The sequence below is a fragment of the Sphingobacterium paucimobilis HER1398 genome, assembly GCF_000416985.1.
GTDB lineage: Bacteria > Bacteroidota > Bacteroidia > Sphingobacteriales > Sphingobacteriaceae > Sphingobacterium > Sphingobacterium paucimobilis.
Genome location: NZ_ATDL01000004.1, coordinates 163,785 through 176,759, shown reverse-complemented (window position 1 = coordinate 176,759; position 12,975 = coordinate 163,785). Strand labels below are relative to the sequence as shown.

13 protein-coding genes are annotated in these 12,975 nt (G+C 40.3%); 8 read left to right on the top strand and 5 right to left on the bottom strand.

Features of this window, described 5'->3' with window-relative positions; translation table 11 throughout:
- Positions 1 to 38: 38 nt before the first annotated feature.
- Positions 39 to 566, bottom strand: a complete 528-nt coding sequence (locus tag M472_RS26315; RefSeq protein WP_021068821.1) for a DUF7935 family protein — start codon at positions 564 to 566, stop codon at positions 39 to 41.
- A 103-nt stretch (positions 567 to 669) separates the two neighbouring features.
- Here M472_RS26315 and M472_RS26310 point away from each other — a divergent pair, with 103 nt between their 5' ends.
- The 7 genes from M472_RS26310 (at position 670) to M472_RS26280 (ending at position 8,216) form a co-directional block, all read left to right on the top strand.
- The gene (locus M472_RS26310; RefSeq protein WP_021068820.1) at positions 670 to 1,023 is read left to right on the top strand and encodes a HesB/IscA family protein; all 354 of its coding nucleotides are present in this window, start codon (positions 670 to 672) and stop codon (positions 1,021 to 1,023) included.
- Positions 1,024 to 1,238: 215 nt separating this feature from the next.
- The gene (gene ileS / locus M472_RS26305; protein ID WP_021068819.1) at positions 1,239 to 4,652 is read left to right on the top strand and encodes an isoleucine--tRNA ligase; all 3,414 of its coding nucleotides are present in this window, start codon (positions 1,239 to 1,241) and stop codon (positions 4,650 to 4,652) included.
- A 3-nt stretch (positions 4,653 to 4,655) separates the two neighbouring features.
- The gene (locus M472_RS26300; protein WP_021068818.1) at positions 4,656 to 5,042 is read left to right on the top strand and encodes a TraR/DksA family transcriptional regulator; all 387 of its coding nucleotides are present in this window, start codon (positions 4,656 to 4,658) and stop codon (positions 5,040 to 5,042) included.
- 58 nt (positions 5,043 to 5,100) lie between these two features.
- Complete coding sequence (locus M472_RS26295) at positions 5,101 to 5,751, top strand: lipoprotein signal peptidase (RefSeq protein WP_021068817.1); 651 nt, start codon at positions 5,101 to 5,103, stop codon at positions 5,749 to 5,751.
- A gap of 81 nt (positions 5,752 to 5,832) precedes the next feature.
- Positions 5,833 to 6,774 carry a M20/M25/M40 family metallo-hydrolase gene (locus tag M472_RS26290; RefSeq protein ID WP_021068816.1) on the top strand — a complete coding sequence of 314 codons (942 nt, stop codon included), beginning with the start codon at positions 5,833 to 5,835 and terminating at the stop codon, positions 6,772 to 6,774.
- A 5-nt stretch (positions 6,775 to 6,779) separates the two neighbouring features.
- The gene (locus tag M472_RS26285; protein ID WP_158499867.1) at positions 6,780 to 7,691 is read left to right on the top strand and encodes an SDR family oxidoreductase; all 912 of its coding nucleotides are present in this window, start codon (positions 6,780 to 6,782) and stop codon (positions 7,689 to 7,691) included.
- Entirely contained in the window at positions 7,692 to 8,216 is a 525-nt protein-coding gene (locus tag M472_RS26280; protein ID WP_021068814.1) for an acyl-CoA thioesterase, read from the top strand. It abuts the gene before it with no gap.
- Between the two features lie 45 nt (positions 8,217 to 8,261).
- On the opposite strand, the gene M472_RS26275 is transcribed toward M472_RS26280, so the two are convergent.
- From M472_RS26275 to M472_RS26260, 4 genes are read right to left on the bottom strand one after another with little or no spacing between them, the layout of a single operon-like run.
- Positions 8,262 to 8,669 carry an EVE domain-containing protein gene (locus tag M472_RS26275; RefSeq protein WP_021068813.1) on the bottom strand — a complete coding sequence of 136 codons (408 nt, stop codon included), beginning with the start codon at positions 8,667 to 8,669 and terminating at the stop codon, positions 8,262 to 8,264.
- A 1-nt stretch (position 8,670) separates the two neighbouring features.
- Positions 8,671 to 9,021, bottom strand: coding sequence for a gliding motility protein GldC (gene gldC, locus M472_RS26270; protein WP_021068812.1), 351 nt, complete (start codon positions 9,019 to 9,021; stop codon positions 8,671 to 8,673).
- Positions 9,021 to 9,260, bottom strand: coding sequence for a hypothetical protein (locus tag M472_RS26265; protein WP_021068811.1), 240 nt, complete (start codon positions 9,258 to 9,260; stop codon positions 9,021 to 9,023). The genes gldC and M472_RS26265 overlap by 1 nt, the downstream gene beginning before the upstream one ends.
- Positions 9,261 to 9,263: 3 nt before the next feature.
- Positions 9,264 to 10,613 carry a DEAD/DEAH box helicase gene (locus M472_RS26260; RefSeq protein ID WP_021068810.1) on the bottom strand — a complete coding sequence of 450 codons (1,350 nt, stop codon included), beginning with the start codon at positions 10,611 to 10,613 and terminating at the stop codon, positions 9,264 to 9,266.
- A gap of 120 nt (positions 10,614 to 10,733) precedes the next feature.
- On the opposite strand from M472_RS26260, the gene M472_RS26255 reads away from it, so the two are divergent.
- The gene (locus tag M472_RS26255; RefSeq protein WP_021068809.1) at positions 10,734 to 12,872 is read left to right on the top strand and encodes a S46 family peptidase; all 2,139 of its coding nucleotides are present in this window, start codon (positions 10,734 to 10,736) and stop codon (positions 12,870 to 12,872) included.
- The last annotated feature ends 103 nt before the right edge of the window (positions 12,873 to 12,975 follow it).

Genomic DNA, 12,975 nt, shown 5'->3' with positions numbered 1-12,975 from the left:
TCAAAGACATCTTATATTTATCAGGCACCACATCTACTCTAGACAGCAAGTTCCTTCTTAAGTAACACCTGAGCAGCTTCATAGGGATTCACATCGAGCGCTTTCATATGTTTTAAAACGACCTCTATATAACTATCAACAGAAGCCTCTGCCCCCATACCTTTATTTGCATTACGCATCAAATCCAACGTATTACCCTTCAAATCCCGCACAATAGTCCAAGCTACATCTGAGACATACAGTTGTTGTGTAAAATTGTGCTGAAACTCAGATTCGATATCTGCCAATATAGCCTGCTTAAATTGATGGAGCGAAATCCCCTGTCCGTGATGTCTGAGCATAAGCTGCTCTGGCGACACCCGATGAACAAATAACAACAACCGTTCATAAGCTGCAAAACGTAACTGCAAGCGATCCTTAAGGAGCTCTTTATTTTGGTTGATATTACCCATCTTTAGAAAATGCCCCTCTATTTTGGGCCAAATAATGTAAAATGCTAATACCAAAGCTATAAATACGCCAAAAGCTAAAACGAAAAGTTGTTTAAAAAAATCAATATACTCCATTATCAAGTCTTGTTTATATAGTGTCAAAAAAAACACAGCATGTTTATTTCGGCTAAAAATATGTATTTTTGTTTAACTATCAACAATAGGGAAAGGTAAGAAAATGAGTATCGAACATACAACAGGCACAGCACCCGTAAAAATGACAGAAGGCGCTGTTACGGAATTAAGAAAATTAATAAGCCAACAAGAGATAAGTGCTGACTACGGTCTTCGCATTGGTGTTGAAGGTGGAGGTTGTTCTGGCATGAACTATATCCTTGGCTTCGACCAAAAGAAAGATGGCGATTCGGAATACGAGATCGAAGGTCTCCGTGTATTCATGAACAAAGCTCATGGAATGTATCTTGCAGGGATGGAGATTGATTTCAAGAATGGTTTGGACGCAAGAGGCTTTACATTTAACAACCCGAATGCCACAAGCACTTGTGGATGCGGCTCTAGTTTCTCCGCTTAAATCAAAATAGCTGCCCTATATAATCTATTAATCAGCATAATATGTAGGGTAGCTTTTCTTTTTTCAACTCCCCCCTAGACTCACCTCTTCTCTTTTCAACACCTTCCCTTTCGCCTTAGAATACAGAGATCCTTAATATTATCCATCTGTGACTTTTACCTTTCCTTAATATTCATTAAATTAGCCACCTTTAAAAATTGATTTACAAATACGTGATGTACAAGGAATATAAGCAGTTAAATTTACCCGAAATCGGTAAAGAAGTATTAAAACGTTGGGAAACAGAAAATATATTTGAAAAAAGTATTTCCAATCGTCCAGCGAGCAAGCCTTACACTTTTTATGAAGGACCTCCTTCTGCAAATGGAACCCCTGGTATCCATCACGTGATGGCGCGTGCTATTAAAGATATTTTTTGCCGATACAAAACTCTAAAGGGGTTTCAGGTAAAACGTAAAGGAGGCTGGGACACACACGGTCTTCCGATCGAACTAGCTGTAGAAAAATCCTTAGGCATTACAAAAGAAGATATCGGCGTCAAGATCTCTGTAGAAGAGTACAATGATGCCTGTCGTAAAGAGGTGATGAAATATACAGACCTCTGGAACGACCTTACTGAAAAAATGGGCTATTGGGTAGATCTGGACAATCCTTATATCACCTATGAAAATGAGTACATAGAGACCTTATGGTTTTTATTGAAAGATCTATACAAAAAAGGCCTTCTATACAAGGGCTACACCATACAACCTTACTCGCCTGCTGCAGGTACAGGGTTGAGCTCCCATGAGCTCAATCAACCAGGTACGTACAAAGATGTAAAGGACACCACCATCGTAGCGGAGTTTCGCTTAGACAAAAAGCAACTACACCCTATGGTAAATACGTTGGTAGAGACACCAGAAGAAGATGTTGCTTTTATCGCTTGGACGACTACCCCTTGGACCCTACCAAGCAACACGGCACTTGTAGTTGGCAAAAACATTGATTACGTCAAAATCAAAACGTTCAACCAGTATACTGGCGAGCCTGTTTCTGTTATCTTGGCCAAAAACCTAATCAGTAAACACTTCAAAGCTGAAGGCGAAAATGCTTCTTTCCAAGATTATAAAACTGGAGACAAAATCGTTCCTTGGGAAAAAGCAGCCGAATTCAAAGGAGCAGAATTGGTAGACCTGAGATATCATCAGTTACTACCTTACATTACATCCGAGGAGTTATTAGAAAATGCTTTCCGTGTTATCCCTGGTGATTTTGTAACTACCGAAGATGGTACAGGTATCGTACATGCGGCTCCAACCTACGGGGCGGATGACTTTAGAGCTGCAAAGGAAAATGGAGTACCTGCCATCTTGATTAAAGACGAAAACGGCAAGGACGTTCCTACTGTGGATCGCACGGGCCGTTTTGTAAAAGAGATTACTGATTTTGCAGGTCGATTTGTAAAAGAAGAGTATTATACAGCTGAAGAACGTGCAGACAGAGACTTCCGCCCGACCGATGTTTTGATTGCTATCAAATTGAAGGAAGAGAACAAAGCCTTCGACGTAAAGAAATACGAACACACTTATCCACATTGTTGGCGTACAGACAAACCTGTACTATACTATCCGTTGGATAGCTGGTTCATCAAAACCACTGCTGTAAAAGAGCAATTGGTGGCTTTGAATAAAACCATCAACTGGAAACCAGAAGCAACAGGTACCGGACGATTTGGAAACTGGTTAGAAAACCTTGTTGACTGGAACCTATCCCGCTCTAGATATTGGGGCACTCCCCTACCTATTTGGCGTTCGGAGGATGAAAATGAAGAGATATGTATCGGCTCTATGTCGGAACTAAAATCATATTTAGAGGCATCCCTTGCTTCCGATATTCTTACAGCAGAAGAAAAAACAGTTAACAAAGCCTATCTTGATAAATTTGGAACCGAAAAACTAGATTTGCACCGTCCGTATGTAGACCATGTCGTCTTAGTATCCGAAGCCGGCCAAAAACTGTTCCGGGAACCCGACCTTATCGACGTATGGTTTGACTCCGGTGCGATGCCTTATGCACAGTGGGGATTGGATTATGACAAACTTGCAAAAGGTGAAGCACTTCCATTTAAAAACGAATATAACAATGCCTTCCCCGCAGACTTTATCGCTGAGGGAGTAGATCAGACTCGTGGATGGTTTTTCACACTCCATGCGATCTCAACAATGGTCACAGGCTCTGTTGCGTTCAAGAATGTCGTTTCTAACGGTCTTGTCCTAGACAAGAATGGCAATAAAATGTCCAAACGCCTAGGTAATGGTGTCGACCCCTTCGCTACAATAGAAAAATACAGTGCTGATGCCACACGTTGGTATATGATCAGTAATGCAGCGCCTTGGGACAATTTAAAATTCAACGAAGAAGGCTTGGATGAGGTGCGCCGTAAATTCTTCGGTACGTTATACAACACGTATGCCTTCTTCGCCCTTTACGCCAACATCGACAACTTTAGCTATGCGGAACCAGAAATAGAATTGGCCAATAGACCTGAAATTGACAGATGGATACTATCGTTACTAAACAGCCTTAGCCAAGAAGTGGACAGCTATTATGCGGATTACGAACCGACAAAGGCTGCCCGAGCGATTCAAAACTTTGTGGATGAACATCTGAGTAACTGGTACGTACGTCTCTGTCGTCGCCGTTTCTGGAAAGGTGATTATACGGAAGATAAAATTTCTGCATACCAGACATTATACACCTGTCTGAATACGATTGCGAAACTGATGTCTCCAATATCACCGTTTTTTGCGGATCAACTCTATCTCGATCTTAATGCAGCTACAGGCAAAGAGGTGTTCGAATCTGTTCATTTGGCTGATTTCCCTGTTTATCATGCTGATTTGGTAGATAAAGCACTCGAAGAGCGCATGGCTTTAGCGCAGGACATCTCTTCGTTGACACTGTCACTTCGTAAAAAAACGAGCATCAACGTACGTCAACCATTAAGCAAAATATTAATACCGGTACTGGATGCATCTTTCCAAACTAAGGTAGAGAAAGTAAAAGATTTGATTCTTTCTGAAACAAATATTAAGAATATTGAGTTTATAACAGATACAGCAGGCATCATCAAGAAAAAGATAAAACCAAACTTCAAGGCATTGGGGGCAAAAGTCGGAAAGGACATGAAAACCGTTAGCGCAGAGATACAAGCGTTCAGCATGGAGCAGATTTCAGCCCTAGAAACCGCTGGCACTCTGCAGTTAGAAGGCATGCCCTACAGCATTGGCTTAGAGGATGTAGAGATTATCGCCGAAGATGTCGCAGGGTGGCAAGTGGCCAACCTCGGCAATCTCACAGTTGCCTTAGATATACAGATAAGCCCTGAACTGAAACAAGAAGGTGTCGCAAGAGAGCTTATCAATCGTATCCAGAATCTACGTAAAGAAAAAGAGTTTGAGGTAACCGACAGAATAAGAGTGCAGTTGACACAAAATAATGAGATTGAGGAGGCCGTCGAGAATAATTTATCGTATATTTGCACGGAAATATTAGCTGATTCATTGATTTTTGAAAAAGAACTAACTGGAGCTGATAATATAGAAATCAATGATATTAAACTTGAGGTATTAATTGAAAAAAACTAAAGTATGGGAGAGAATACAGAAAAAAACCGCTATAGTGATGCTGAATTATTAGAATTCAAAGCCATTATAATGGAAAAGTTAAGAATAGCCAAGGAGGAGCTCCTAGCCTTAACAAAGACTTTGAGTGGAGGTAACGCTAACGGAACTGATGACACAGCTGGTACCTACAAAACTTTAGAAGACGGGTCTGCTACATTAGAAAAGGAGCAAACCAATCAATTGGCTGCTCGTCAAAAGAAGTTTATAGACAATTTGGAAGCGGCTTTGGTTCGAATAGAAAACAAGACGTATGGAATCTGTAGAGAAACCGGAAAACTGATTCAGAAGGAGCGTCTAAAAGCAGTTCCGCACACGACTTTGAGCATCGAAGCGAAAAATAAACAATACTAAAAAAGTGACGAATAGCCTTTGCACAATTAAGTTGTAAAGGCTATTTCATGAATTGACTATGAAAGGCTATACGAGACCTATTACACTAATTTTCATTGTACTATTAATAGACCAACTTTCCAAATTTTGGATTAAACTGAATATGACCATCGGTCAGGACTTCAAAGTCTTAGGAGATAAGTTTCTCATTCATTTTATTGAAAACCCCGGAATGGCCTACGGAATGGAATTTGGTGGCGAATACGGAAAACTATTCTTAAGTGTATTTCGGATAATTGCGGTATCAGGAATAGGTTATGGTCTTCACTACATGGTCAAAAACAAATATAATCGAGGCTTCATATTGAATGTAGCTCTAATTTTCGCAGGAGCATTGGGCAACATTTTGGATTCTGCTTTCTACGGCTTAATTTTTAGCGAGAGTACCTTCTATGAAAAAGCAGTTCTCTTTCCTGAAGGAGGAGGATATGCCTCTTTTCTACACGGAAAAGTAGTAGACATGCTTTATTTCCCATTAATGGAGGGCAACTTTCCAGACTGGTTTCCAATATGGGGAGGAGAACATTTCTTATTTTTCAGACCAGTATTCAATATTGCCGATTCAGCTATTTCTATAGGTGTATTCTTAATCCTGATCTTCCAAAAACGTTATTTTAAAGAAGAGCACAAAGAGGAAGATAGCATTCATAGCGAAGTATTAGAAGATTAGATATAAATAAGAAGAGCGGAATATTTCCGCTCTTCTTATTTATACTTTATTTTTGTAATCTACAACATCCTAACCCGTACGATGAAACAACTCAAATGCTTATTACTACTCTTCTTTAGTCTTTCTACAGCCTTTTGTATCGCTCAGGATATTAACTTAGAGAATTTGAAAAAACACGTATATTACCTTTCGTCAGACCAAATGAAAGGACGAGCAACAGGAAGCAAAGAATTAAAGAAAGCAGCTCGCTATATTGAAAAAGAATTCAAAAAACACAGACTTTCTCCAAAAGGAACGAAAGGATACCGTCAATCTTTTGAAGCAAAGGTACGCCGTTTAGTCGTTGCGGACAGTATACGTACGGCTGAAAATATAATCGGCTTTCTAGACAATGGAGCACCTTACACCATTGTGATAGGAGCTCACTACGATCATTTAGGACTGGGCGACTTTGGCGGTTCGAAAGATCCTGATAATATTGGTAAGATACACAATGGGGCAGATGACAATGCATCCGGAGTCGCAGGATTATTGGAGCTGGCTCGATATTATTCTAGCAATCAAGTTCAAGAGGATTTCAATATACTTTTTATAGCATTTAGCGCGGAAGAACTCGGTCTACTGGGCTCAAAATATTGGACAGAAAACCCAACTCTTCCACTATCAGATATTCATTGGATGTTGAATATGGATATGATCGGGCGCTACAATCCGAACAATGGACTCGCCATTATAGGGTACGGCACTAGTCCACAGTTTCCTGAAATCTTTGAAGGCATACAAAGCGACATCAAATTCAACCTAAGTAAAGACGGGAATGGCGGTTCCGATCAGACTTCTTTTTATAAAAAGGACATTCCGGTTCTATTCTTTCACACTGGAGGTCATGAAGATTATCACAAAACGGGGGATGATGCCGAAAAAATCGACTATCAAGCTCTAAAGAGTATTCTCCAATTGGAAGTCAAGGTCATTGACCACTCTATGAAACAGAAAAAAATGGATTTCACCTGGACAAACTAATGAAGATGCGTATATTATTGACAGGTTCTAACGGCTTTGTAGCTCAAAAATTCTGCGAGCAATGGTATGACAAGGAAAGAGATGGAGCACTATTAGGTATATCAAGATCTCCTAATAGGAATAGTTTTCTTACCGCATCTTGTTTTGTACAGTGCGATTTAGCGGAACCAGATCAGATTGCAAATCTGCTTGCTGAATTTAAGCCCACCCATATCCTACATACTGCCGCCCTAAGTAGCGTAGAGTCCTGCGGCAGTAATCCAGACTTAGCCCAACGAATCAATGTCGATTTAACAAAATTTCTAGGGGATTATGCCGTAAAAAACAATATCCATCTAACCTTTCTATCAACAGACTTTGTATTTGACGGAAAAAACGGTCCCTACAGGGAAGAGGATACCACAGCGCCTATTAATGCTTACGGACAGAGTAAGATCGACGCTGAACAGCAACTTAGAGCTTTAAATGGGAACATTGCAATATTGCGCACCATACTGGTCTATGGTTGTATCCCAGATACCGGTCGAAGCAATCTTATATTATGGGCGAAAAAACAATTAGAACAAAATCACCCCATACGTGTGGTCAATGACCAATGGCGTATGCCTACGTGGGTAGATGATTTAGCGCACGCCTGCCTATTATCTATGCAGACAAAAGCAGAAGGAATATTCCATATATCAGGCTCCGAGATGTACAGCATTGAGGAGATCGTTCATAAGGTCGCCGATTATTGGAAACTAGACAGAACCTTAATCACATCAATATCTGCTCAAGAGATCGGTCAAGCGATGAATCGTCCTGCCAAAACAGGGTTTATTCTTGACAAAGCCAAGACCGTTTTGGGCTTCACCCCTACTCCTTTTGTCGTATCTTTGCAAAGGATAAATGAACAGTTAAAACATTACGATCAATAGATGCAAGCAAAAATAGCAAAGGATTCCTACACGGAAATGAATGAACTAGTACTCCCCAATGACACCAATACCTTTGGAAACCTAATGGGAGGACGATTGTTGTATTGGATGGATATCTGTTCGGCAATGGCTGCACAGAAACATTCAAACAGCCCTGTTGTAACTGTATCTGTAGATAATGTTTCCTTTACAAGACCCATTAAACTTGGCGAAGTTGTTACGATACAGGCCAAAGTTTCACGTGCCTTCAGCTCTTCGATGGAAGTTCGGATGGAGATTTTCGCCCACAACTTACCCCAAGGGACCAAGGTAAAAACGAACGAAGCCTATTATACCTTTGTTGCTATTGATGAAAATACAAAACCTCGCCGGGTTGCAGAATTACTTCCCGAGACAGAAGAAGAGATACTACTTTTTGAAGAAGCCTTACAACGCCGTGAATTGCGTCTCATTCTAGCAGGTAAGATGGAAATGAAAGATGCAAAAAGTTTAAAAAAACTCATCGATCATGCTAAAAGTCATTAATAAGGCTTATAAACAAAAGGTTCAGCTAGGAGCTGAAACTTTTTGTTATCCATTACCCAATTCGAGTATCCGGTCAAATTCTTCCTGCTTCAAGGGCATAACCGACAAACGGCCTTGTCGTACCAAAGCAATATCCTGTAAAAACTCATCGGCTTTTACCATCTCCAATGTTACTGGCTTTTTTAAAGTCTCTACTGGAGCTAGATCGACCACGACCCATTTTGGATCTTCTGTTGTTGGATCTTGATAAAATTCCTTGACGACCTTAGCGACCCCAACTACTTCTTTACCTTCATTGCTATGATAAAACAGGACTAAGTCTCCCGTTTTCATCGCCTTCATGTTATTCCGAGCCTGATAATTGCGTACACCATCCCAAAAGGTTTGGCCATCCTTATTAAACTGCTCCCAGCTATATTTAAAAGGTTCGGACTTTACTAAAAAATAATTCATACTATCCCTCCTCTTCCAGAACTTCCATTTTATCACCAAAGTGTGCACAATAATCACGGAGATCACCAATTACTTTTTCAGCCATTGGATCACCTCCCGATGCTCTCAAGAAAGAATCCCCCATCGTCTGCAAGGTCTCGTAGAAGAAACGCTTCATTTCGTCATACGGCATATCTTTAGTCCACAAATCAATACGTAAGGAATTCTTATATTGTGCATCCCATAGGGCTAAAAACATAGCCTTAGCTGGCAGCGTGTCCGATGTTTCTCCGTCTGTAGAGGACCAATGAATTACTTCTGGAACATTATTTTCGTCCAACTCGACGTTTAATTTTATTTCTGCTTTTTTCATTACTGTATTTTCAATATAACCATCAGTATACCTACAAGTAGTATAAAACCGATCTGTAGGATCCAAATTCTTTTTAAGTCTTTAAAAAATAAACGAAAACCAAGATCAATCAACGCTAAGAAGATTGTCAGTGCAAGCAACCATGCCCAAGACATAATCTGCTCCTGCTCACTTCCCCACTCGGATACCACCCATACCAAGACGCATGCCAAAGCAATATTTAATGGTGTCAGTTTCACAGATTAGCTATTTTTAAACTTCTTTCCCTTTTTCTTTGCCCCTGTCGGCTTGCCCGACGTCTTCTTGGGCTTATATCCAGACTTTGCTGCAGCTTTCTGTTGAATAACGAACTTTTTCTCATGAAAAGCACCTTTAAAATCAGGGTTATCCTTCTTCTTTTGGTTATCAATTTCACGGGCAATAGCCTGACGTTCATCATAAGGCGTCTTTTCCACAAATACACCTTCAGGCACTTCGGCAACAGGTATAGATTGGCGAATCAACTTTTCAATTTTAGCCAGATAGTACTCCTCAGCAGGATTTGCAAAAGTGATTGCGTCTCCTTTACTAAAAGCCCGTCCTGTACGTCCTATACGATGCACATAATCTTCAATCACGATAGGCACGTCAAAATTGATAACATGACTCACATTAGAAACGTCCAAGCCCCTCGCTGCGACATCTGTAGCTACCAAAAAACGGATATCACCAGACTTAAACGCATTAATGGAATTGATACGTGTATTCTGCCCCTTATTCGCATGGATCACGCGAACATTATCTTCACCATATTTTCGTTCTAGAAAACCAAAAACATTATCAGCGACCTCCTTGGTCTTACAAAATACAATCACACGGTGAAAAGCTTCATCATCCATAAACAGATGTTGAAGTAAGTTAATCTTCGTCTTGAGGTTAGGAACATGATACAACGTCTGCGTTACCGTCTTAGCCGGTGTTGCCTGCTCCGTGACTTCGATTACTGTGGGGAATGCCAAAAAATCACCTGCAATCTTACGGACCAACTCACTCATTGTTGCCGAGAAAAGCAAGTTCTGACGTTTTCTTGGAACAACCTCCAAGATGCGATGGATCTTGCTGATGAATCCCATATCCATCATCTTATCGGCCTCATCCATAACGAGAAACTTCAAAGATTTCGTATTAATATATCCCTCTAGGTAGAGATCTAAAAATCGCCCTGGAGTCGCCACGATGATATCGCAGCCTTTTTCTAATTGCTCTTTTTGCGTCTTTGGTCCTAATCCTCCGTACAACAGAACAGTACGCAAATCCAAATAAGTGGAAAAAATACGTATATGCTCCTCAATCTGGATTGCCAATTCTCGTGTCGGGCTCAAAATCAATGCTCGGGCATCCATCCCTTGTGCATATTTTAGTTTCATCAGCATAGGGAGCACAAACGCCGCTGTTTTCCCCGTTCCAGTCTGCGCAATCCCCATCACATCTTGTCCTGCAAGAATAGGCGTTATTGCCTTCTGCTGAATCTCAGTAGGCTTGTTATAACCTGCTTCCGCGATTGCGTCTAATATCTGCTTATTGAGTTTAAAATCTTCGAACGATGCCTGCATCTTACAAAGATAGTTAAAAAGATGGGAGATTGTAGTCATACATTATCCCCAAACTTTATTTGTCAAAATTTTGTTTTGCGCGCGATTTAAAGCACTTTTGTTGTAGAAAAAATGATTAGAATGAAGAAAATAGTATCGTTAATGGTGCTGTGTGTCGTCAGTTTGACAACCATGGCAGATGAGGGAATGTGGTTCCTCATGCATTTGAAGCGTCTAAATGAAGCCGATATGCAAAAAAAAGGTCTCAAATTGACCGCAGAAGAAATTTATAGCATCAACAACTCCAGTTTAAAAGATGCTATTGTACAGTTTGCTGGAGGCTGTACCGCTGAAATCGTATCTGGTTCAGGCCTAGTTATGACCAACCACCACTGTGGCTATGGCGCGATAGCAGAGCTGTCTTCCCCAGAGCATGACTACCTTACCAATGGTTTTTGGGCTAAAAACCATAGCGAAGAATTGAAACCAAAATCTCTTTCAGTGCGCTTTTTCGTGCGCATGGATGACGTTTCTAAGCGCATACTCAGTTTAGTAAACGATAAGATGCCTGAAAAAGAAAGAGAAAAAATCATTAACCAGGAGATTGCTAAGATTGAGAAAGAAAACAGTGAAAACGGCAAGTACATTGTTTCTGTCAAATCATTTTACAATGGTAATGAATACTACTACTTCGTATATCAAGACTATGAAGACGTACGTCTGGTAGGAACCCCGCCAAATAGTATTGGCAAGTTTGGTGGAGATACCGACAACTGGGAATGGCCACGTCACACGGGTGACTTTTCTATTTTCAGAGTGTATGCAGACAAAGATGGAAATCCTGCGCCATACTCCACAACAAATGTCCCGTTGAAACCTAAATACCACTTACCTATCAGCATAAAAGGCATCAAAGAAGGTGACTTTTCCATGATTTTGGGTTACCCAGGACGCACCAACCGTTGGATGCCAGCTGCAGGAATCGATCAAAATGTTAAGTACGCTTATCCTGCTTGGGTAGAAGCATCTAAGACAGGTATGGACGCCATGAAAAGATACATGGAGAAAGATCAGGCTGTCAACATCAATTATGCGTCACAATATTCGGGTGTTGCCAACTATTGGAAAAACCGTCAAGGTATGATCGATGCTCTATCGCAGCACCAAACAGCCAATGCGAAGCGTAAATTAGAAAACAATTTCGAAAAATGGGCCAATAAAAAAGAGAACAAAGACAAGTATGGTGATGTTATCAAAACTATCAACGATTACTATACTGCGACCAATGCAAAGGCACGTCATGACAACTACCTTATTGGCATGCTACGCTCCTCTACTTTTGCAGCTCTACCTTTTAGTCTAGGGGGTGCCTTACAACAGTATGCAGAAGCCAATGAAGCGGCACGTCAGCAGATGCGCGTAAGATTTGAATCTGCTATTCAAGAGAACTATGAAAAAGCCTACATTCCACTAGAGATAGATGTATTGGCAGACGAATTAAATCTTTACAGTGCAAAAGCCGGACAGATTGCTCCTTACATCGCTGAATTAGCCAAACAGAATAACGGAAACTTTAACGACGTTGTTAAATCCGCGTTTGAAAACAGTATTTTTGGATCAGCATCAAAACTAGAAGCTTATCTAGCGAATCCAGTAGCGACACAAGTAAAAGAAGATCCTTTATTTAAGATCTCGGAAGCATTGATGACCAAGTATCGTGAGCGCACAGTGGAACAAAGTCAACAAGAAGACAATTTCCAAGCTGCATTCCGTAAATACATTGCAGGTTTCTTAGAAATGAATCCAAAAGGCAAATATTATCCAGATGCAAACAGCACATTACGCCTGACGTATGGAAGTATAAGAGGATTACCAGCAGACCCTAGAAACGATGCAAAAGTGAATAATTACACTACGTTAAAAGGTACTATCGCGAAGTATAAACCAAACGATGAAGAATTTGATTTACCAAAGAGACTCATCGAATTGTATGAACAAAAAGACTATGGTCGTTATGCAGACAAAGAGGGATACATGCCCGTCAACTTCTTAAGCGATCAAGATATTACAGGAGGAAACTCAGGTTCTCCAGTATTAAATGCTAAAGGCGAATTAATTGGCTTGGCTTTTGATGGTAATATTGAAGCTATGGCTGGCGATGTGATCTTTGACCCTAAACTGCAACGGACTATTTCTGTCGATATCAGATACGTTCTATTTGTTATTGATAAATTCGCAGGAGCTAAAAATATCATAGACGAACTCACAATTGTAGAATAAACGCTATTAAATTGTTTTTTTCAACAAAAAAATAGGATTAAATTACTTTTGTATTTGTTGTTTTTGTATATTTATTACATATTAGTGCAAATATTTAGAAACT

What these genes read in the sequence shown, in the direction of transcription:
- gldC (WP_021068812.1), bottom strand. Translation starts at nt 9,021, where the DNA reads ATGAAAAAAGCAGAAATAAAATTAAACGTCGAGTTGGACGAAAATAAT.
- M472_RS26255 (WP_021068809.1), top strand. Translation starts at nt 10,734, where the DNA reads ATGAAGAAAATAGTATCGTTAATGGTGCTGTGTGTCGTCAGTTTGACA.
- M472_RS26315 (WP_021068821.1), bottom strand. Translation starts at nt 566, where the DNA reads ATGGAGTATATTGATTTTTTTAAACAACTTTTCGTTTTAGCTTTTGGC.
- M472_RS26280 (WP_021068814.1), top strand. Translation starts at nt 7,692, where the DNA reads ATGCAAGCAAAAATAGCAAAGGATTCCTACACGGAAATGAATGAACTA.
- M472_RS26290 (WP_021068816.1), top strand. Translation starts at nt 5,833, where the DNA reads ATGAAACAACTCAAATGCTTATTACTACTCTTCTTTAGTCTTTCTACA.
- ileS (WP_021068819.1), top strand. Translation starts at nt 1,239, where the DNA reads ATGTACAAGGAATATAAGCAGTTAAATTTACCCGAAATCGGTAAAGAA.
- M472_RS26260 (WP_021068810.1), bottom strand. Translation starts at nt 10,613, where the DNA reads ATGCAGGCATCGTTCGAAGATTTTAAACTCAATAAGCAGATATTAGAC.
- M472_RS26300 (WP_021068818.1), top strand. Translation starts at nt 4,656, where the DNA reads ATGGGAGAGAATACAGAAAAAAACCGCTATAGTGATGCTGAATTATTA.
- M472_RS26295 (WP_021068817.1), top strand. Translation starts at nt 5,101, where the DNA reads ATGAAAGGCTATACGAGACCTATTACACTAATTTTCATTGTACTATTA.
- M472_RS26310 (WP_021068820.1), top strand. Translation starts at nt 670, where the DNA reads ATGAGTATCGAACATACAACAGGCACAGCACCCGTAAAAATGACAGAA.
- M472_RS26275 (WP_021068813.1), bottom strand. Translation starts at nt 8,669, where the DNA reads ATGAATTATTTTTTAGTAAAGTCCGAACCTTTTAAATATAGCTGGGAG.
- M472_RS26285 (WP_158499867.1), top strand. Translation starts at nt 6,780, where the DNA reads ATGCGTATATTATTGACAGGTTCTAACGGCTTTGTAGCTCAAAAATTC.